This window comes from Streptomyces sp. NPDC050636, from assembly GCF_040654775.1.
In the GTDB taxonomy this organism is placed as follows: domain Bacteria; phylum Actinomycetota; class Actinomycetes; order Streptomycetales; family Streptomycetaceae; genus Streptomyces.
This window is the reverse complement of the sequence record NZ_JBFAIP010000007.1, coordinates 199,044-218,387: the sequence shown is the minus strand read 5'-3', so window position 1 is coordinate 218,387 and position 19,344 is coordinate 199,044. Positions and strand designations below refer to the sequence as shown.

Sequence of the window (19,344 nt, the reverse complement as noted above, 5' to 3'; positions counted from 1 at the left end):
GCAAGATCTCCAACCACAGATCCCCTTTGGCGTAATTGACCGGTAGACAGTGAAGTGCGCCCGCGTACAAGGCCGTTCGGATGCACAACCTCAGCACCCCGGTGCCGTGATACCTTGAGTACACAACGACGCGGGGTGGAGCAGCTCGGTAGCTCGCTGGGCTCATAACCCAGAGGTCGCAGGTTCAAATCCTGTCCCCGCTACTGGAAAACGAAGGCCTGGATCCAACTGGATCCGGGCCTTCGTCATGCGTGGGGACCGGTGCGGTGCGCGCCGGGTCGAACGGTGTATGTGGGGAACCTGTGTGCTTGAGTTTGACAAGTCGCCGTATCGGGAAGTCGACAAACCGCTGAAGTGACCTCACTGGCTGCGGTATACCAGGTGTACGCGGGTTACAGGTGATGCGACGATGGGTCTTATGGGGGACAAGGCAAGGTTGTTGGAGACAGACCGGTTTGTGCATGCGCCCGACGACGGGCGCGAACCCGAGCTGCCGATGGATGCGATGGAGGCCGCGGAGGCCGCCGAAGCGTCCGACGCGGTGACCGAGACCGGCCACCGCCGGGCCGCCGAGGCGGGCGACACCGCCGCCATGAGCGCGCTCGGCGCGCTGCTGCTGCGCCGCGGCGATCTCGACGGCGCCGAGCCGCATCTGCGTTCCGCCACCGCCGCCGGTGACCGCGCCGCCGCCAACAACCTTGGCGTTCTGCTGCATCAGCGGGGATACGCGGACGAGGCGGCCGGCTGGTGGCGTATCGCGGCCGTCGCCGGTTCCGCCGCCGCCGCGCACGCCCTCGGGCGCCACTACCGCGAGCGCGGCGACGAGCCGGCCGCCGAGTACTGGCTGCGCCAGTCCGCCGAATCCGGCCATTGCCTGGGCGCTTACGCGCTCGCCGACCTGCTGGAGCACCGCGGCGATGTCGGCGCCGGACGCTGGTTCCGCGCCGCCGCCGAGCGCGGCCACCGCGAGGCCGCGTACCGCCTGGCCCGGCTCATCGAGGACGGCCGCGAGGCGGACCGCCGGGCCGTTCCCGCCTACGGGGAGCTCACCCAGGAGGCGGAGGCCGAGCAGTGGTACCGCCAGGCCGCCGCGCGCGGACACCAGCGCGCCGCACTGCAGTTGGGCACGCTCCTGGAGGAGCGGGGCGACGTCCAGGAGGCGGGCCGCTGGTACCTTTCCGCCGCCAAGGACGGCGAGGCGCGCGCCGCCTGCGCGCTGGGCTTCCTGCTGCGCGACGCCGGTGACGAGGAGAGCGCTGCGGAGTGGTGGCGCCGTGCCGCCCAGGACGGCGATGGCAACGCTGCCAACGCCCTGGGCGCACTGCACGCCGACCGCGGCGAACTGCAGACCGCAGAGCGCTGGTACCGCGTCGCGCTGGACGCCGGGGACGTCAACGGCGCCTACAACATCGGGCTGCTCTGCGCCGAGCAGGGCCGGGCCGGGCGCGGTGAGCAGTGGTACCGCCGGGCCGCCTACGCCGGGCACCGCGAGGCGGCCAACGCGCTCGCCATCCTGCTGCTGCAGCGCGGCGACGCCTCGGGCGCCGAGCCATGGTTCTCGAAGGCCGCCGAGGCGGGCAGCGTGGATGCCGCGTTCAACCTCGGCATCCTGTTCGCCGGGCGCGGCGAGGAGCGGATGGCGCACGCCTGGTACGAGCGGGCCGCCGCGGCCGGGCATACGGAGGCGGCGCTGCAGGTCGCCATCGTGCAGCTGCGCGACGGCGAGGAGGGGGCAGCGGAGCGGAATCTGCGCTGTGCGGCCGACGGCGGCAGCCCCGAGGCGGCCTTCCGGCTCGCCGACCTCCTGGACCGCCGGTCCGCGGAGGCGAGCGACGCCGGGCTGCCGGACGGTGAGCGGGCGCCCGACGACGAGAGCACGGAGTGGTACGAGCGGGCCGCGCGACAGGGACACCGCCGCGCCCAGGTTCGGGTTGGCATGTTCGCGGCGGCTCGCGGCGATGTCGTCGAGGCGGCGACGTGGTACCGCGCGGCGGCCGAGGCCGGCAGCGGTAACGGCGCCTTCAACCTCGGGCTGCTGCTGGCCCGCGAGGGCAGCCTCCCCGAGGCCGCCCTCTGGTGGCAGCGGGCGGCCGAGGGCGGGCACGGTCGCGCGGCCCTGCGGCTGGCGCTGCTCGCCGCCCGGCGCGGCGCGCTCGCCGAGGCGCAGGCCTGGTGCGCGCAGGCCGTGGAGCTCGGTCCGCCGGAGGTGGCGGAGCGGGCGGCACGGCTGCGTGCGGCGCTTCAGGAGGAGCTGAGCGCGTAGGCGCGGTCTGATGCCCAGGGCCGGGTCCCGGAGGCCGGGGCCTGGGTATCAGGAAGGGATTTGCGCTGGTCGTCGGCCTGGGGTTAGAGTTGACCCACAACGACGCGGGGTGGAGCAGCTCGGTAGCTCGCTGGGCTCATAACCCAGAGGTCGCAGGTTCAAATCCTGTCCCCGCTACTCAAAGACTGAGGCCCGGATCCATTGGATCCGGGCCTTCGTCGTGTCTGCGTGCCGAACGCGAGGGCCGGCCGTCTTCCGGATGCACGAAGGAGCCCGCGGCCATGAGGGCGCGGGCTCGGTGTGGGGTGCGTGGGGGCGGCCCCGGACGGGGGCCACTCCCCGGTGCGTCAGGAGTGAGCGCTGCAGTTGGGGCAGATGCCCCGGTAGGTCACGGTGACCTCGGAGACCTGGAAGCCGTAGCGCTCCGGTTCGGGCAGCGCGGAGAGCGGGTCGCCCTGGACGTGGACATCGCGGATCGTGCCGCACCGCGAGCAGACGAGGTGCTGGTGGTCGTGGTGGGCGTTCGGGTCGTAGCGCTTCGCCCGGCCGTCCGTGCTCACCTCGATCACCTCACCGAGCGACACCAGCTCGCCGAGGGTGTTGTAGACGGTGGCGCGGGAGATCTCCGGGAGCCGGTCGGCCGCCCGGGCGTGCACTTCGTCAGCGGTGTAGTGGACGTGGTCCCCGTCGAGGACCTCGGCGACGACGCGTCGCTGCGCGGTCAGCCGCCAGCCGCGTCCCCGGAGCCGTTCAAGCAGGTCACTCATGCCATTCACCTATCAGTCAGATACAGCAAGGGTAGCAGTGGCCGGTCCATCCCCGGATCAGGTACGAGTTTCGGCTTCATCTTGACTTAGACAATGTCCAATGTAGGATCGAGATCGGCGCAAGCCAGGGCAGGGACAAAGACTTCAGGAGGCGCACGTGTCGGTAGAGAGCACCACCGGACCGCTGACCACGGAGGCCGGAGCTCCGGTCGCGGACAACCAGAACAGCGAGTCGGCGGGCATCGGCGGTCCCGGCCTGATCCAGGACCAGCTGCTGATCGAGAAGCTCGCGCACTTCAACCGTGAGCGCATCCCGGAGCGCATCGTGCACGCCCGTGGCGCCGGTGCGTACGGCACCTTCACGGTGACCGCGGACGTCACCAAGTACACCCGCGCGAAGTTCCTCTCGGAGATCGGCAAGCAGACCGAGACCTTTCTGCGCTTCTCGACGGTCGCCGGCAACCTCGGCTCGGCCGACGCGGTGCGTGACCCGCGCGGCTTCGCGCTGAAGTTCTATACGGAGGAGGGGAATTACGACCTGGTCGGGAACAACACCCCCGTCTTCTTCATCAAGGACGCCATCAAGTTCCCCGACTTCATCCACACCCAGAAGCGCGACCCGTACACCGGCTCGCAAGAGGCCGACAACGTCTGGGACTTCTGGGGTCTGTCGCCCGAGTCCACCCACCAGGTGACCTGGCTGTTCGGCGACCGCGGCATCCCCGCCACGCTCCGCCACATGAACGGCTACGGCTCGCACACCTTCCAGTGGAGCAACGCCGCGGGCGAGGCCTTCTGGGTCAAGTACCACTTCAAGACCGACCAGGGCATCAAGAACCTCACCCAGGCCGAGGCCGACAAGCTCGCCGGTGAGGACCCGGACAGCCACCAGCGCGACCTGCGGACGTCCATCGAGAACGGCGACTTCCCGACCTGGACCGTGCAGGTGCAGATCATGCCGGCGGACGAGGCGGCCGCCTACCGCTTCAACCCGTTCGACCTGACCAAGGTCTGGCCGCACGAGGACTACCCGCCGATCGAGATCGGCAAGCTGGAGCTCAACCGCAACCCGGAGAACATCTTCGCCGAGGTCGAGCAGTCGATCTTCTCCCCGCACCACTTCGTGCCGGGTATCGGTCCGTCCCCCGACAAGATGCTCCAGGGCCGTCTCTTCGCGTACGGCGACGCGCACCGCTACCGCGTCGGCATCAACGCCGACCACCTGCCGGTGAACCGCCCGCACGCCACCGAGGCGCGCACCAACTCCCGTGACGGCTTCCTGTACGACGGCCGGCACAAGGGCACGAAGAACTACGAGCCGAACAGCTTCGGCGGCCCGGTCGAGACCGGTCAGCCGCTGTGGCAGCCGGTCGCGGTGACCGGCCGGTCCGGTGAGCAGGCCGCCCCCTCGCACGCCGAGGACGACGACTTCGTGCAGGCGGGCAACCTCTACCGCCTGATGTCCGAGGACGAGAGGGAGCGTCTGATCAACAACCTGGCGGGCTTTATCGCCAAGGTCTCCCGTGACGACATCGCGCAGCGCGCGATCGAGAACTTCCGCAAGGCGGACGCGGACTACGGCAAGCGGCTGGAAGCCGCGGTCCAGGCCCTGCGCGGCTGAGCTTTGCGGCGCCCTTTGCGGCTAAACCGCCGCCGCTCTCGCGGTTGTGGTTGATCGCCGTGGGGGTTGCTCAAGCGCCGCTTGCCGTACAAACGAAGAGGCCGGATGCCAATGGGCTCCGGCCTCTTCGCGTGCCCGGGGCCGTACGGGCGGGGCGGCTCAGGCAGGTATCGCGCCGGCCCGTTCGATGACCTCCGACCAGCAGTGGAGGATGTCGCGTACGGAGACGATGCCGACCGTTTCTCGGTCGTCCAGCACGATGAGATGGCGGAAGCCGCCGCGTACCATGGCTTCCGCCGCCTCGTCCAGGGTCCAGTCCGGAGCGGCGAAGACCACGTCTGAGGTGGTGTGGGCCTGGGCGGTTTCCCGGTCGGGGTTCTCGCCCGCGCCGAGCGAGTTGAGGATGTCGCGTTCGGTGAGGATGCCGATGCCGCTGGTGTCGCCGTCGAGGACGACGGCCGCGCCGACGCGGCGCGCCGACATCAGCCGGGCTGCTTGGCGGAGGGTGTGAGCGGGCCCGATGGTGAGGACCACCGTGCTCATGGCGTCGCGGACGTACATGGGCATGGAGTGGAGCCACCTCCTTCGTGAACGTGGCTTGCGAATGAATTCACAAGTTCACAAACTGGCGGATTCTCATGTTCACATGCTCACGCCGATGCAACAAGGGGCAGGCGCCGGACCGTTAGGAAGGTGTCCCCCCGGCGGTCCGGTCCGCGCCCGCCCCCTCGCAGCTCAGTGCCGGTCGTCGCCCACGTAGCTCAGCAGGTCCTCGTGCAGCAGGCCGTTGGAGGCCGCCGCGTTGCCGCTGTGCGGGCCCGGCTTGCCGTCCAGGCCGGAGAACCGGCCGCCGGCCTCCTGGACGACGACCGCGCAGGCCGCCATGTCCCACAGTGAGAGCTCCGGCTCCGCGCAGATGTCCACCGACCCCTCGGCGATCATCATGTACGGCCAGAAGTCGCCATAGCCCCGGGTGCGCCAGCAGTCCCGGGTCAGATCGAGGAAGCCGGGCAGCTTGCCGCGCTCCTCCCAGCCGGTCAGCGAGGAGTACGCGAACGACGCGTCCTGGATGCGGCCGACCTTCGAGACCTGCAGCCGGGACGCGGACGTCAGGCTGCGTCCGGTGAAGGCTCCCAGGCCCTCGGCGGCCCACCAGCGGCGGTTGAGCGCCGGCGCGGAGACGATGCCGACCACCGGCCGGTCACCGCCCTCGCCGCGCTCCATCAGCGCGATCAGGGTCGCCCAGACCGGAACCCCGCGGACATAGTTCTTCGTGCCGTCGATCGGGTCGATGACCCAGCGGCGTGGACCGGCGCCCTCGCTGCCGAACTCCTCGCCGAGCACCGCGTCCCGTGGCCGCGCGCGCTGGAGGTGGCCGCGGATCAGCTCCTCCGCGGCCTTGTCCGCCTCGCTGACCGGTGTCATGTCCGGTTTGGTCTCGACCTTGAGGTCGAGCGCCTTGAACCGGTCCATGGTCGCGGCGTCCGCGGCGTCCGCGAGGACATGGCCGAGGCGAAGATCATCGTGATAGTCGGGCATGTGCGAACAGTATCTACTGGTATACGCGGGAGCCACATGGCCATGCCCGGCCGGACGTGTGACACCCGCCGGCCCGGCGTGTGACGGCTCCCGGCCCGCCGTGCGGCGACCCTTGACAGTGCATGGCGCCGCGTCAATTCTGTGCGGACTCCGGCCATATGGGCCGGCGGCCCGGGAGGCGACGGATGACCGCAGCGCGTGAATCCTTGCTCGACGCCGCCATGACGGCGCTGACGACCCGGGCGTGGGCGGCCATCCGGATGGTCGATGTCGCGACGGCGGCCGGTGTCTCCCGGCAGACCCTCTACAACGAGTTCGGCAGCAAGGAGGGGCTGGCCCGCGCCCTCGTACGCCGGGAGACCGACAACTACCTGGCGGGCGTCGACCGGGTGCTGACCCAGGAGGGCGCGGCGGCCGCCGGGCCGCAGGACGACGCGGCCGGCCGAGTGGTGGCCGCGGCCGCCTGGACGCTGCGCACGGCGCGCGCCAACCCGTTGGTCCGGGCCGCGCTGACCGGCTGCTGGAGCGACCGGCTGCCGGCCCCGCCCGAAGCGTCGGCGGAACCGGCCCCCGTACGGGCCGCGCATCCGGGCGTCCCCGCGCAGCGTGCCGCGTCGTCCGGCGAGGGGCCGCTGCCGGGGCCCGCCGAACTGGTCGGCCGGTTCTGCGACCGGGCGGTGGCGGCCCTGGAGACGGACTGGCCCGAGGAGGAGCTGCCCGCCCTCGGAGCCGCCTGCGAGACCGCGGCACGGCTGACCCTGTCCTGTGTGGTCGCCCCGACCGGCCCGGCCGCGCCCGTACCGGCGCCCGCCGGGTCAGCGGTGGGACAGCCGCGGTGCGAGGCCGAGGCGGAGGCGGTGTCGCGGCTGGTGCGGGGGGCGTTCGCGCGGCTGCCGGCCGGGGATGCGGCGGCTGACACGACGTCACAGGGGGTGCGGGGGCGGCCGGATGGCGACCCGTAGGAGGCGGGGGAACAGATCCCTTACGGGATGCGAGCGCCCCTTGCGGGCCACAACGTGGGGGAACCGGTTGGTATTCCTGTAGGGGCGGAGGGAGAGAGCAGCTGCTCTCAGTGAGACGAGCTGAGAGCAGCTGCTCTCAGTGCGACGAGCCCGACAGTTGCAGGCCGATGACGCCGACGATGACCATGGTGATGGAGACCAGCTTCAGGGTGGAGACCACATCGCCCAGGAAGACCATGCCGTAGATGGCCGTGCCGGCCGCGCCGATACCGGTCCAGACCGCGTAGGCCGGGCCGACGTCGAGCCTGCGCAGAGCCAGCGTCAGCAGGCCGAAACTGCCGAGGGCGAAGGCGGCGAAGGCGACGGTGGGGAAGAGCCGGGTGAAGCCGTGCGAGAGCTTGAGGCAGACCGCGAAGCCGGTCTCCAGGAGCCCGGCCACGACGACCAGCAGCCATGCCATCGCCATATCGCATTGCCTCCGCCCGCGTCCCCGTCCCGGCGAAGCGACCCGGTGACCGCTTCGCCAGCCTTGGTGTGATTATGCAGTTACCCCGGACGGACGGCAGCGAATTCCGGCGATCAGTCGCCCTCGCGTCGCTCCCGGGTGGCCAGCAGGCGGCGCAGCGAGTACAGGCGGGCCGGATCGGCGTGCCCGTCGGAGACCCATGTGTCCAGCGCGCAGTCCGGTTCGTCGTGGCTGCAGGCGCGCGGGCAGTCGGCGGTGCCCGGTTCGAGGTCGGGGAAGGCGTGGATCACGCGCGACGGGTCGACGTGGTGCAACCCGAAGGACCGTACGCCCGGGGTGTCGATGACCCAGCCCGAGTCATCGGGGAGGGGGAGAGCCAGGGCCGAGGTGGTGGTGTGGCGGCCGCGGCCGGTGACCGCGTTGACGTGCCCGGTGGCCCGACGGCGGTCCGGTACCAGGGCGTTGACCAGGGTCGTCTTGCCCACCCCGGAGTGCCCGACGAACGCCGTCATACGGCCCGTCAGCTGTTCCCTGATCCGCTCGGCGGCGCTGCCGTCGGTCAGCTCGTCGCGGTTGGTGACGACAAACGGGACGCCCAGCGCGCCGTACGACTCCAACAGGGCGTCCGCGGACGCCAGATCGGACTTGGTCAGCACGAGGAGCGGGTCCAGGCCGGCGTCGTACGCGGCGACCAGGCAGCGGTCGATCAGGCGCGGGCGCGGCTCGGGGTCGGCGAGGGCGGTGACGATCGCGAGCTGGTCGGCGTTGGCGACCACGACCCGCTCGTACGGGTCGTCATCGTCGGCCGTACGGCGCAGCGTCGAGGTGCGCGGCTCGACCCGGACTATCCGGGCGAGGGTGTCCTTGGCGCCGGTCAGATCGCCGACGACGGCGACCCGGTCGCCGACCACCGCGCTCTTGCGGCCCAGTTCGCGGGCCTTCATCGCGGTGACCTTGCGGCCGTCGATCAGACAGGTGAGGCGGCCGCGGTCGACGGTCAGGACCAGGCCTTCGCCCGCGTCCAGATGCTTGGGGCGGATGTTGGTGCGGGGGCGGTTGCCCTTGGGGTTGGGGCGGACACGGATGTCGTCCTCGTCGGGGTTCTTGCGGTAGCGGCGCATGGCGGCGTGACCCCTCAGCCTCTCCGGGCGGGGACGGCTGCCGGGTCGAGCATGTCCGTCCACATCGCGGGGAAGTCGGGCAGCGTCTTGCCGGTGGTGGCGACGTTCTCCACCTCGACGCCCTCGACGGCGAGGCCGATGACCGCCGCGGCGGTGGCCAGCCGGTGGTCGTCGTAGGTGTGGAAGACACCGCCGTGCAGCGCGCGCGGCCGGATGTGCAGACCGTCCGCGGTCTCGGTGACATCACCGCCCAGCTCGTTGATCTCCTTGGTGAGGGCGGCCAGGCGGTCGGTCTCGTGGAGGCGCAGGTGGGCGACGCCGCGCAGGGTGGACGGGGAGTCGGCGAGGGCGGCGACGGCGGCGATGCCGGGGGTCAGCTCGCCGACCTCGCCCAGGTCGACGTCGATGCCGTGGATACGGCCGCTGCCGGTGAACGTCAGGCCCTGGTCGGTCAGCTCGCAGGAACCGCCCATGGTGGTGAAGATCTCGCGCAGCGCGTCACCGGGCTGCGTGGTGTGCTCGGGCCAGTCCGGGATGGTGACCCGGCCGCCGGTGACCAGCGCGGCAGCCAGGAACGGCTGGGCGTTGGACAGGTCGGGCTCGACGATCAGATCGCGGCCCAGCAGGGCGCCGGGGGTGACCCGCCAGACGTTCGGCTCGCCGCCGGCCTCGGGGGTGTCCACCTGGGCGCCGACACCGCGGAGCATGTCGACGGTCATCCGGATGTGCGGCATCGACGGCAGCGCCGAGCCGGTGTGCCGTACCTCCACGCCCTGGTTGAAGCGCGGCGCGGACAGCAGCAGGGCGCTGACGAACTGGGAGGACGAGGAGGCGTCGATCTCGACCGGGCCGCCGTCCAGGGCGCCGCCGCCGTGCACCGTCATGGGGAGGGAGCCGCGGCCGTCGTCGTCGATCCGGGCTCCGAGCGCGCGCAGCGCCTCGATGACGCCGTCGAGCGGGCGCTCGTAGGAGCGCGGGTCGCCGTCGAAGCGGATCGGGCCGTCGGCGAGCGCCGCGACCGGGGGCAGGAAGCGCATGACCGTGCCGGCGTTGCCGACGTCGACGGTGGCCGGGCCGTGCAGCCCCGCCGGGATCACCCGCCAGGCCTCACCGCCGCCGGCCTGCCCCACCGCGCCCGCGGAGCTGGAGGAGGCGGTCTCCTCGATGCCGACGCCCATGGTGCGCAGGGCCTCGGCCATCAGGAGCGTGTCGCGGGAGCGCAGCGGGCGGCGCAGCCAGCCGGGCTCGGAGGACAGGGCGGCCAGCACCAGGCCGCGATTGGTGACCGATTTCGAGCCGGGCACCGTCACGGTTGCATCGACCGCCCCGGGGGCGAGGGGGGCGGGCCACAGGGCGGGGAAAGCGGGGCTCTCGGTCATGCCCTTACTTTAATGGCTGGGCAAGGGTGCCGATCTTGATCAAAAGTGGCGCAACGTATACGAAACACGACGCTGGTAGTGCGCCTGCGCGTCGGGGGAGCGCCGCACCACGGGTCCCAGGTGCGGTGGGACACGCGTCGGAGCGGACCGCCGGGCGGGGGTCAGAGGCCGAGCATCCACTGGCCGCCGCCGATCAGGGAGCACAGCGTCACCACATGGAACAGACCGAGCCAGATGGCCGCCGGGACGTTGGTGAGCCGGGCCAGCTGGTCCGGGTCGGAGTCCCCCGCGCTGCCGCGCCGCCGCTTGCCCATCAGCTCGAACGGCGGCCGGACGCCGCCCAGTAGCAGGAACCACACCACCGCGTACGCGAACGCCGCCTGCACATCCGGCGTCGTCAGCCAGGAGACGAGGAAGAAGGCGGCACCGGCCAGGACGACGGTGAGCACCCCGTAGGCATTGCGGATCATGACCAGCATCGCGATGAGCAGCGCGGTGGCGCCCCACAGCAGCGCCGTGATGTGCCCCGCGGCCAGCAGCGCGGCGCCCGCGAGGCCCAGCAGGGACGGCGCGATGTAGCCGGCCGCGGCGGTCAGCACCATGCCGAGCCCGGTCGGCTTGCCCCGGGAGACGGTCAGCCCCGATGTGTCCGAGTGCAGCCGTATGCCGTCCAGGCGGCGGCCGGTGACCAGCGCGATCAGCCCGTGGCCGCCCTCGTGCGCGATGGTGACGGCGTTCCGCGACAGCCGCCACACGGGGCGCGGGAGCACGGCGCCCAGTGCGAGCACCCCCGTGGCGATCACCAGCCAGAACGACGGATCGGGCTGGGTCCCGAAGACTCGGCTCCATACGTCGGTGATGTGGTCGGTGTCCATAGTCCGCGTCTCCCCTTGGTTTGGCATGGCAGTGTGGCATGCATGTGCGGTAGGTATGCAGCGAGTCGTCGGCCCGAGGACCTGGTGGGGATCTTCGACGTCCAGCAGTGGGAGCCGACGGAGACCTTGGCGCCCAGTTGGAACGTGGCTCCCACGGACAACGTGCACGCGGTGCTCGAACGTCCCCTCAAAGGCGCGGCGGCCGACGATTTCCCGCCGGGCCCGGTGCGCCAGCTGCGGACGCTGAAATGGGGCCTGGTCCCGTCGTGGTCGAAGTCACCCGACACCGCCGCGAAGATGATCAACGCGCGGGCCGAGACGGTGCACGAGAAGCCGTCCTTCAAGCAGGCCTTCGCGGCCCGTCGGTGTCTGCTGCCCGGGGACGGCTATTTCGAGTGGGTCACCGATGCCGCCGAGCGGCAGCTGGAGGAGCAGGGCCGTAAGAAGCGGCCGCGTAAGCAGCCATACTTCGTGACGCCCGCCGACGGCTCCGTCATGGCGATGGCCGGGCTGTACGAGTTCTGGCGGGACCGGACCCTGCCCGGTGACCACCCGCTGGCGTGGTGGGTGACCTGCACCGTCGTGACGACCGCGGCGGAGACCGCACCGCTGGCCGGTGCCACCGGGGGCGAAGGACCGCAGTCCCTCTCCGACATCCACCCCCGGATGCCGCTGGTGCTGACACCGGACCGCTGGGATGCCTGGCTCGACCCGTCCCACTCCGACCCCGACGCCCTGCGCGAGCTGCTGGCACCGCCGCCGGGCGGGCTGATGCGGGCCTACCCCGTCCCGACGGGCGTCAGCAATGTCCGCAACAACGGGCCCGAGCTGGTCGAGGAGCTGGACGGACCGGAGGTCGGCACCCTGTTCTGATCGGCACCCTGTTCTGAGGGGAAGGGGTGCGGGGCGGCCCGGCGCGCTGCCGTGCCGGGACAGGTGAGTCCGGTGTCCCGGCCGCAGGCAGGATGGACGTATGAGCACGAGGGCGAACGAGAACGAGGCCGAGACGGTCGGGACGCCGGTGGGCGACGCGCGGATCACCTGGTACCGCGATCCGGAGCCGGCCCGGGGCGTGGTGGCCGTCAGCCACGGCGCCGGCGGCGGGATCGGGGCGCGTGACCTCCAGGCCCTGGCGGTCGCGCTGCCGGCCCGCGGTTACACCGTGGCGCTGGTCGAGCAGCCGTGGCGGGTGGCGGGCAAGAAGGTGGCGCCCGCGCCGAAGACCCTGGACGCCGGGTGGACCGCGCTGTGGCCCGCGCTGGCGAAGCCGGGGCTCCCGGTGGTCGCGGGCGGCCGGAGCGCGGGCGCCCGGGTGGCCTGCCGTACGGCGCGCGAGCTGGGCGCGCACGCCGTGCTGGCGCTGAGCTTTCCGCTGCATCCGCCGGGCAAGCCGGAGCGGTCCCGGGTGGACGAGCTGACCGGCGCCGGGGTGCCGACGCTGGTCGTCCAGGGCGCGCGGGACCCGTTCGGCCGGCCCGAGGAGTTCCCGCCCGGTACGGAGCTCACCGAGGTGGCGTACGGGGACCACGGCTTCGCGGTGCCGAAGTCGGCGGGCGTCAGCGAGGCGGAGTCGATGGCCGCGATCACGGACGCGGTGCTGGCCTGGCTCGACGGGATGTTCGGCTGAGGGCAGTCCTCAGCCGTCGAGCCGACGCGATCAGTCTGCCCGCCCGTCGCCCGACCTCCGCCCCCAGGAGACGGCGCTACGCGCCGGCTGCCTGTCCGCGCGGCCGGGCGCGGATGTGCATCCGTTCACCCTGCCGGCCGAAGAGGCTCAGCAACTCGACCGGTTCGTCACCGGCGGGGCCGAACCAGTGCGGCAGCCGGGTGTCGAACTCCGCCGCCTCCCCGGCCCGCAGCTCCACATCCCGGTCGGCCAGCAGCAGCCGCAGCCGCCCGGACAGCACATACATCCACTCGTAGCCCTCGTGCGTACGCTGCTCGCGAGGGCCCTCGACCGGTTCCATGACGAGCTTGAACGCCTGAAGGGCACCCGGCTGGCGGGTCAGCGGCACCACGGTCATATGGTGGCGCCGCTGCGGCACCGCCCGCACCCGCGGATCGCCGACCTCCGGCGCCCCCACCAGCTCGTCCAGCGGCACCTGGTGGGCCTGGGCCAGCGGCAGCAGCAGTTCGAGGGTGGCCTTGCGGCCGCCGGACTCCAGCCGCGACAGGGTGCTCACCGAGATGCCGGTCGCCGCCGAGAGCGCGGCCAGTGTCACCCCGCGCTCCTGCCGCACCCGCCGCAGCCGCGGCCCCACCTCGGCGAGGACCCGCTCGTACGCGTTGTCGCCCATCCCGCTATCGCTCATCCCCTCATTGCTGAAGCGGCAATCTGATTTGTCAAATCGATGCGGTGCGAGGAAGTCGTGGGGGTCGGGAATGAGCCGCGGGGTGCGGCTGTTGTGCCATGCGTAGGTAGCCAGAAAACCAGCGCAGCATGAGGAATGGGAGCCCGCCGCATGGGAATCGCCTGCCCCGCCCGCCCGGCCGCTGACCTGCAGTGGTCGCAGATGCAGGGGACGCAGCCCGCCATGGCTGGAGCGGCGGCGGCACCGGATCGTCGTCTATTCTCCGGTTCGAGGGGGTCCGCATCCGGATCCGTCACGGTGTTGGAGGAGGTGGGTCCGGTCACTGGGACCGACGCAGGGACCGACAGCACGGCTGGGGAGCAGGCTGCGAGCCGGAAGGAAAGCGCCGCCGAGCGCAACGCGCGCTTCGAGCGCGACGCGCTCACCTTCCTGGACCAGATGTACTCCGCCGCGCTGCGCATGACGCGCAATCCGGCCGACGCGGAGGACCTTGTGCAGGAGACGTACGCGAAGGCGTACGCGTCCTTCCACCAGTTCCGCGAGGGCACCAACCTCAAGGCGTGGCTGTACCGCATCCTCACGAACACGTTCATCAACTCCTACCGCAAGAAGCAGCGGGAGCCGCAGCGCAGCGCCGCCGACGAGATCGAGGACTGGCAGCTGGCGCGCGCCGAGTCGCATATGTCGACCGGGCTGCGCTCCGCCGAGTCGCAGGCGCTCGACCACCTGCCCGACTCGGACGTGAAGGCCGCGCTCCAGGCGATCCCGGAGGAATTCCGTATTGCCGTCTACCTCGCGGATGTCGAGGGCTTTGCGTACAAGGAGATCGCGGACATCATGGGGACACCTATCGGCACGGTGATGTCCCGTCTGCACCGCGGCCGGCGCCAACTGCGCGGCATGCTGGAGGATTACGCCCGTGAGCGCGGGCTGGTCCCGGCGGGAGCGTCGGCCACCGATGCGCAGGCCACGCAGACGTCGGGGTCGCACGACCGGAAAGGTTCGGGATCATGAGCTGCGGAGAGCCGCACGAGAAGGACTGCTCAGAGGTCCTTGACCACCTCTACGAGTATCTCGACCGCGAGATGCCCGCCGGGGAGTGCGCGGACTTCCAGGTGCATCTCGACGAATGCTCGCCATGCCTGGAGAAGTACGGCCTGGAGCAGGCCGTCAAGAAGCTCGTCAAGCGCTGCTGCGGCCATGACGATGTCCCCACCGACCTGCGCTCCAAGGTCATGGGCCGGATCGATCTGATCCGGGCCGGGGAAGAGGTGCCCGAGCTGAGCGTGCTCGAACAGGCCAAGCACGAGCAGGCGCAGCGTGAGCAGGCGGCGGAGGCCGCGGGCTCCGAGGCGCCGGGCTCCGGCGCGGCAGGCGCGACCGACACTGCCGACCCGGCCGAAGCACGGACCGAGACCGCGCGGGCCGAATAAGGCGACGCGTCACCCTAAGGGGTGAGGGCGGGGCGATTGGTCCCGCCCGATCCGCTGATGCGCCCTCTCCGGCGCCCCGGCCCCTCTATTCTCACCGAACCCGCCGCGCACCCGATGAGGCGCGAGCGGGATCCCCTGCTCCCCAAGAGATCGGGGGAGAGCAGTGGGCATGTGAGGAGGGCGCGATGCGGGGACTTCCGGCGGCCGCGCGAGGATATATCGGATGTACGGCCCTGGCCGCCGCACTGTGCGCGGCCCCCGCGGTGCGGCTCGGCGCCAACACCCCCTGGGTCGGCGCCCTGGCCCTCGCCACTCTCTACGGACTCTGCGAACGGATCCGCCGCTGCCCCTTGTTGGGCGGCCGGGTGCCGTTCGGTATGGGCTCCTACGGGAGACCCGGGGGGCTTCCCTCTGGTTGGGCAAGCCCCGTTCTGCTTGCCGGATCCTTTCTGCTGCCGCCGCCGCTGGCCGCGCTGACCGCCGTCCCCGGCGCGCTGATCGCACAGGCCCGGCCGCGCTCGGCCGGCGCCCGCCGGATCTGGCACGCCGCCGAGCTGGCCCTGGCCTGCTGCGCGGCCTCCCATGTCTTCCAGACGCTCGTCGACCACCCGCTGTCCGCACCGCAGTTCCCCGTACTGCTGCCGCCCGCCGCAGCCGCCGCCGGGACCTTCTGCGTGGTGCTCGCGGCACTGGACGGCGGAGTGCTGGTCGCCGCCGAGCGCCACCCGGCGCGCACGGCCTGGCGCGGGCTGCTGACCCGCTCGCTGGCGCCGTATCTGGTACACGGGCTCGCCGGGCTGATGATGGCGGTCCTGTGGCGCAGTTCGTACGGGCCGCTCGCGGCGCTGCTTGTGCTGCTGCCGATGTATCTCTCCTGCTGGGTCTTCGCCCAGTACCAGCGCGAACGTGCCGCCCATCAGGCCACCATCCGCGCCCTCGTCCAGGCCGTGGACATCAAGGACCGCTACACCCGCGGGCACAGCGAGCGGGTCGGCCGCGCGTCGGTGATGATCGCCCGCGAGCTGGGCATGGCGGAGGACCGGGTGGAGGTGCTGCGGTTCGCCGGCATCCTGCACGACGTCGGCAAACTCGGCGTCCCCACCCGGCTGTTGCGCAAGGACGGGCCGCTGACCCCGGAGGAGCGCAGCGTCATCGAGCTGCATCCCGAGTACGGGCACGAGATCGTGCGCGGCATCGGCTTCCTCGGCGAGGCGCGCGCCGCGATCCTGCACCACCATGAGCGGGTGGACGGCAGCGGCTATCCGTACGGCCTGGTGGGGCATCAAATTCCCGAATTCGCCCGGGTGGTGGCCGTCGCGGACGCCTTTGACGCGATGACCTCCACCCGCTCCTACCGCCGGGCCCGGCCGGTGTCCGTGGCGGTGGCGGAGCTGCGTAGATGCGCCGGTGCGCAGTTCGACCCGCGGATGGTCCGGGCGCTGACGGCGGCGCTGACGCGGTACGGCTGGCAGCCCGAGCTGGTGATGGCGGCGGATCCGGATCCGGACGCGACGGCCGGTAGAGGAAACGTCTCGCCTCCACGGCCGGACCGCGTGGGACGGGTGCCGGCGGCTGTGGGACGCGCGGACCGGGCGGACCGTCCGGAACACGGGCGCCGGGACGGTGACCGGTGAACGGCGGCCCGGGGGCGCCCCGCGGCTTGCGGTTGCCGGACGGTGGGCGCACGGCGGGCCGTGCCACCACAGCCCCGACCGGAACGACGCCGTCCCGCCACGCGAGCGCCGTCGTCGCCGGTGTCTACGCCGCGGCCGCCGCGCTGGCCTGCTGGGGGCTCGGCCGGACGCTGTGGGACGGCGTGGCCGAGCGGGGGACCGCGCTGGCCTTCGGAGTGCTGATCGCGGTGGGCGAGCTGGTGCGCTGGGCGCCCGCGCGGGTGAGCGGGCCGGGCCGGACGGCCGGGGAACGGGAGAGCGCACCGCTCGGCGCGGCCGGTGCGCTCGCGTACGCGTTGCTCGGCGAGGTCGGCGGGCGGCCGACGACGCATGATGTGCCGCAGGTCGTGGCGGTCGTCCTGGCGGCCGGCCTGGTGGGGCTCGTCCCGCGTATCGCGCTGGGCACCCGGGGCCCGGCCCTCGACCACCTCGCCCGCCGCGTGCTGACCGCCGGCTTCGCCGCCGTCTGCTTCCAACCCCTCTACAACACCGGGACGTTGGCGCAATGGCTGGCGGACGGCCCGGCCTACCCGCTGTTCATGATCGGGCTGCTGGCGCTCACGGCGCTCTGTGACGCGGTCCTGGCCGCCGCGCTCGCCCGCGCCGGCTGGCCGTACGGGCCGCTGCTGCGCGACGAGTTGCAGGCGCTGCTCGGGATCGGCTCGGCGGTCTGCGCCACCGGAGTGGTCATCTCGCTCGCCACTGCGGTCGCCGGGCTCTGGGCGCTGCCCATCTTCTGCCTGCCGCTGCTGCTGACCCAGTTCGCCTTCCGCCGGTTCGCCGCCGTACGGACCACCTACCACCAGACCATCGCCTCTCTCGCCCGCGCCACCGAGATCGCCGGCTACACACCCCACGGCCACGCCCGCCGGGTGGCCGCGCTCAGTCGGGCGGTGGGCCGCGAACTGGGCCTGAACGAACCGGATCTGGACGTCCTCGAATACGCCGCCCTGATGCACGACATCGGGCAGCTCTCGCTCCTCGACCCGGTGCCGGCCGGTGCGACCGCGCCGCTGCCGGCCGCCGAGCAGCGCCGGATCGCGCTGCTGGGCGGCGCGGTTGTGCGGCAGACCGGGGTCCCGGCGGAGGTCGCGGTGATCGTCGAGCGGCAGGCGGATCCGTTCCGGGACCAGCCGGTCACGGCGCGCATCGTCCGTGCGGTCAACGCCTACGACGACCTGGCGGGGGAGCGCGCGGGGCCCGGGGGGCCGCTGCGCGCCCTGGAGCGGCTGCGGCTGTCCACCGCGCAGGATTACGAGCCGGGGGTCGTCGAGGCGCTCGCCCGGGTGCTTGCGCGCAACGGCCGGACGGCGTGATCCGCAAGACGTAGGACTGCCATCCGTAAGGCCGCGATCCGTAAGACTGCGATCCGTAAGACCGCGATGCGAAAGGCCGCGATCCCTCAGACCCTGACCCGTACGACCCTGATCCTTGAAGAAGCGTGATCCGCAAGACCGTGATCGCGCAGAAGCGTGATCCCGTATGGGTGGGATCCCGTACGCACGTGATCCCGGGAAGTGCGACATCGTGGCGTGTTCGCGGGACGCGGAACCGGAGCGATGCCCCGCTTTTCCGCGTGCTGCCGGAGGCCGTACGGGCGAGTAGGTGCGGAGACGCCCAGGAGCGCGCAGGGGCGCCCCGGCCACCGGTGTCCCGGAGCCCTGTCGTAGAGCGGCCCGGGCCGCCCAACGTCGTGGAACCCATGGGTAATGAGCGCCCTCCGAGATGGGCATGGTTGGATGCGAAGGAAGCCCCTCGCAGGGGGATTCAGGGGGTCGGCGAAGGGCAGGGAGCCGCAGGGGGCGCAGCTATCGGGCTGAGTCCCACGGCAATCTGTGGCAGGTTGTCGAGTGGGCCCCCAGACGGCCCCGGGCACCGCCCGGGACGCATCCGGAGCGGCATCAAGAGCAACCAGCAGGCGGGAATCGTGAGGATCTTCGGCAAGGTACGGCACCGGCCCTCCGCCTCGTGGCGGCAGGCGACCGACCGCGCTTTCACGCTGATCGGCGACGGCCGTTACGAGGACGCGGGCGCGCTGCTGACCCGCGCCGCGGACATGGAGCCGTGGCTCTCGGAGTCCTGGTTCAATCTCGCCCTGCTGCACAAGTTCCGGCACGACTGGGAGCAGGCGAGGGCCGCCGGGCTGCGCGCCGTCGCCCTGCTGGACCGCGAGTCCGGGGCCCCCGACTGGTGGAACGTCGGGATCGCCGCGACCGCCCTGCAGGACTGGCCGCTGGCCCGCCGCGCCTGGCAGGCCTACGGCCTCAAGGTCCCCGGCGAGGGCTCGCCGTCCGGTGAGCCGGTCGGCATGGCCCTGGGCAGCGCCGCCGTCCGGCTGTCGCCCGAGGGCGAGGCCGAGGTGGTCTGGGGCCGCCGGCTGGACCCGGCCCGTATCGAGGTGCTGTCCATCCCGCTGCCGTCCTCCGGGCGGCGCTGGGGCGAGGTGGTGCTGCACGACGGCGTCCCGCACGGCGAGCGCACCACCACCGCGGCTGCCGACGGCGCCACCCGGGCGTATCCCGTCTTCGACGAGATCGAGCTGTGGGCGCCCTCCCCGGTCCCCACCTGGGTGGTGCTCCTGGAGGCCGCCACAGAGGCCGACAGGGACGCCCTGGAGCGGCTGGCGGCCGATGCGGGCTTCGCCGCCGAGGACTGGTCGTCCTCCGTGCGGCTGCTGTGCCGTACCTGCTCGGAGAGCCGGATGCCCAGCGACGAGGGCGACGGCGAGCATCTGGACCCGCACGACCACAGTGAGCCGGGCCATCCCGGTCCGCTCGGGCACCGCACCGCCGGTTCGGGCTCCCTGTGGGTGCCGGAGCGTGAATGCGGTATCGCGGCGCCCGCCGCCCTGGTGCGCGGGCTGCTGGACGGCTGGGTCGCGGACAGCCCGGACAGCCGGGAATGGCGGGATCTTGAAGAGGTCTGCTGAGCGC

Annotated in this window: 18 protein-coding genes and 2 tRNA genes; 12 read left to right on the top strand and 8 right to left on the bottom strand. The window is 72.1% G+C overall.

The features are described 5' to 3' along the window. Positions 1–129: 129 nt before the first annotated feature. The 3 genes from AB0I10_RS10450 (at position 130) to AB0I10_RS10440 (ending at position 2,440) form a co-directional block, all read left to right on the top strand. Positions 130–203, top strand: a tRNA-Met gene (locus AB0I10_RS10450). 206 nt (positions 204–409) lie between these two features. Further along, a complete protein-coding gene (locus AB0I10_RS10445) occupies positions 410–2,263 on the top strand; it encodes a tetratricopeptide repeat protein (protein ID WP_363151951.1) in 1,854 nt (617 codons plus the stop codon). 103 nt (positions 2,264–2,366) lie between these two features. Beyond that, positions 2,367–2,440: transfer RNA gene (locus tag AB0I10_RS10440), tRNA-Met, on the top strand. Positions 2,441–2,610: 170 nt separating this feature from the next. On the opposite strand, the gene AB0I10_RS10435 is transcribed toward AB0I10_RS10440, so the two are convergent. Then, positions 2,611–3,030, bottom strand: coding sequence for a Fur family transcriptional regulator (locus AB0I10_RS10435; RefSeq protein ID WP_363151950.1), 420 nt, complete (start codon positions 3,028–3,030; stop codon positions 2,611–2,613). Between the two features lie 157 nt (positions 3,031–3,187). Here AB0I10_RS10435 and AB0I10_RS10430 point away from each other — a divergent pair, with 157 nt between their 5' ends. Further along, positions 3,188–4,651 (top strand): catalase, encoded by a 1,464-nt coding sequence (locus tag AB0I10_RS10430; RefSeq protein WP_363151949.1) that lies wholly within the window; start codon positions 3,188–3,190, stop codon positions 4,649–4,651. Positions 4,652–4,810: 159 nt separating this feature from the next. Here the strand turns inward: AB0I10_RS10430 and AB0I10_RS10425 are convergent, their stop codons facing one another. Both AB0I10_RS10425 and hisN read right to left on the bottom strand, forming a co-directional pair. Then, positions 4,811–5,212 (bottom strand): CBS domain-containing protein, encoded by a 402-nt coding sequence (locus tag AB0I10_RS10425; RefSeq protein WP_363151972.1) that lies wholly within the window; start codon positions 5,210–5,212, stop codon positions 4,811–4,813. 174 nt (positions 5,213–5,386) lie between these two features. Then, entirely contained in the window at positions 5,387–6,190 is an 804-nt protein-coding gene (hisN, locus tag AB0I10_RS10420; protein WP_363151948.1) for a histidinol-phosphatase, read from the bottom strand. Positions 6,191–6,375: 185 nt separating this feature from the next. Here hisN and AB0I10_RS10415 point away from each other — a divergent pair, with 185 nt between their 5' ends. After that, complete coding sequence (locus tag AB0I10_RS10415) at positions 6,376–7,152, top strand: TetR/AcrR family transcriptional regulator (RefSeq protein ID WP_363151947.1); 777 nt, start codon at positions 6,376–6,378, stop codon at positions 7,150–7,152. A gap of 136 nt (positions 7,153–7,288) precedes the next feature. Here AB0I10_RS10415 and AB0I10_RS10410 read toward each other — a convergent pair whose 3' ends face one another. The 4 genes from AB0I10_RS10410 to AB0I10_RS10395 all read right to left on the bottom strand — a co-directional run bounded on the left by AB0I10_RS10410 (position 7,289) and on the right by AB0I10_RS10395 (position 10,993). Further along, on the bottom strand, positions 7,289–7,612 hold the full coding sequence (locus AB0I10_RS10410; protein WP_363151946.1) for a multidrug efflux SMR transporter: 324 nt from the start codon (positions 7,610–7,612) through the stop codon (positions 7,289–7,291). A 119-nt stretch (positions 7,613–7,731) separates the two neighbouring features. Continuing rightward, entirely contained in the window at positions 7,732–8,739 is a 1,008-nt protein-coding gene (rsgA, locus tag AB0I10_RS10405) for a ribosome small subunit-dependent GTPase A (RefSeq protein ID WP_363151945.1), read from the bottom strand. Between the two features lie 14 nt (positions 8,740–8,753). Beyond that, a complete protein-coding gene (gene aroA, locus AB0I10_RS10400) occupies positions 8,754–10,118 on the bottom strand; it encodes a 3-phosphoshikimate 1-carboxyvinyltransferase (RefSeq protein WP_363151944.1) in 1,365 nt (454 codons plus the stop codon). Between the two features lie 161 nt (positions 10,119–10,279). Beyond that, positions 10,280–10,993 carry a M50 family metallopeptidase gene (locus tag AB0I10_RS10395; protein ID WP_363151943.1) on the bottom strand — a complete coding sequence of 238 codons (714 nt, stop codon included), beginning with the start codon at positions 10,991–10,993 and terminating at the stop codon, positions 10,280–10,282. Positions 10,994–11,035: 42 nt separating this feature from the next. On the opposite strand from AB0I10_RS10395, the gene AB0I10_RS10390 reads away from it, so the two are divergent. Beyond that, on the top strand, positions 11,036–11,866 hold the full coding sequence (locus tag AB0I10_RS10390) for an SOS response-associated peptidase (protein WP_363151941.1): 831 nt from the start codon (positions 11,036–11,038) through the stop codon (positions 11,864–11,866). Positions 11,867–11,966: 100 nt separating this feature from the next. Then, complete coding sequence (locus tag AB0I10_RS10385) at positions 11,967–12,620, top strand: alpha/beta family hydrolase (RefSeq protein WP_363151940.1); 654 nt, start codon at positions 11,967–11,969, stop codon at positions 12,618–12,620. A gap of 76 nt (positions 12,621–12,696) precedes the next feature. Here the strand turns inward: AB0I10_RS10385 and AB0I10_RS10380 are convergent, their stop codons facing one another. Further along, the gene (locus tag AB0I10_RS10380) at positions 12,697–13,290 is read right to left on the bottom strand and encodes an XRE family transcriptional regulator (RefSeq protein WP_363151970.1); all 594 of its coding nucleotides are present in this window, start codon (positions 13,288–13,290) and stop codon (positions 12,697–12,699) included. Between the two features lie 324 nt (positions 13,291–13,614). On the opposite strand from AB0I10_RS10380, the gene AB0I10_RS10375 reads away from it, so the two are divergent. The 5 genes from AB0I10_RS10375 (at position 13,615) to AB0I10_RS10355 (ending at position 19,340) form a co-directional block, all read left to right on the top strand. Next, entirely contained in the window at positions 13,615–14,319 is a 705-nt protein-coding gene (locus AB0I10_RS10375; protein WP_363151939.1) for a sigma-70 family RNA polymerase sigma factor, read from the top strand. Further along, positions 14,316–14,738, top strand: a complete 423-nt coding sequence (gene rsrA / locus AB0I10_RS10370) for a mycothiol system anti-sigma-R factor (protein ID WP_363151938.1) — start codon at positions 14,316–14,318, stop codon at positions 14,736–14,738. The genes AB0I10_RS10375 and rsrA overlap by 4 nt, the downstream gene beginning before the upstream one ends. A 185-nt stretch (positions 14,739–14,923) precedes the next feature. Beyond that, on the top strand, positions 14,924–16,372 hold the full coding sequence (locus AB0I10_RS10365; protein ID WP_363151937.1) for an HD-GYP domain-containing protein: 1,449 nt from the start codon (positions 14,924–14,926) through the stop codon (positions 16,370–16,372). Between the two features lie 143 nt (positions 16,373–16,515). Further along, positions 16,516–17,727: an HD domain-containing protein gene (locus AB0I10_RS10360; RefSeq protein WP_363151969.1), complete on the top strand. Its 1,212-nt coding sequence runs from the start codon at positions 16,516–16,518 to the stop codon at positions 17,725–17,727. 611 nt (positions 17,728–18,338) lie between these two features. Continuing rightward, a complete protein-coding gene (locus AB0I10_RS10355; protein WP_363151936.1) occupies positions 18,339–19,340 on the top strand; it encodes a hypothetical protein in 1,002 nt (333 codons plus the stop codon). Positions 19,341–19,344: the final 4 nt, after the last annotated feature.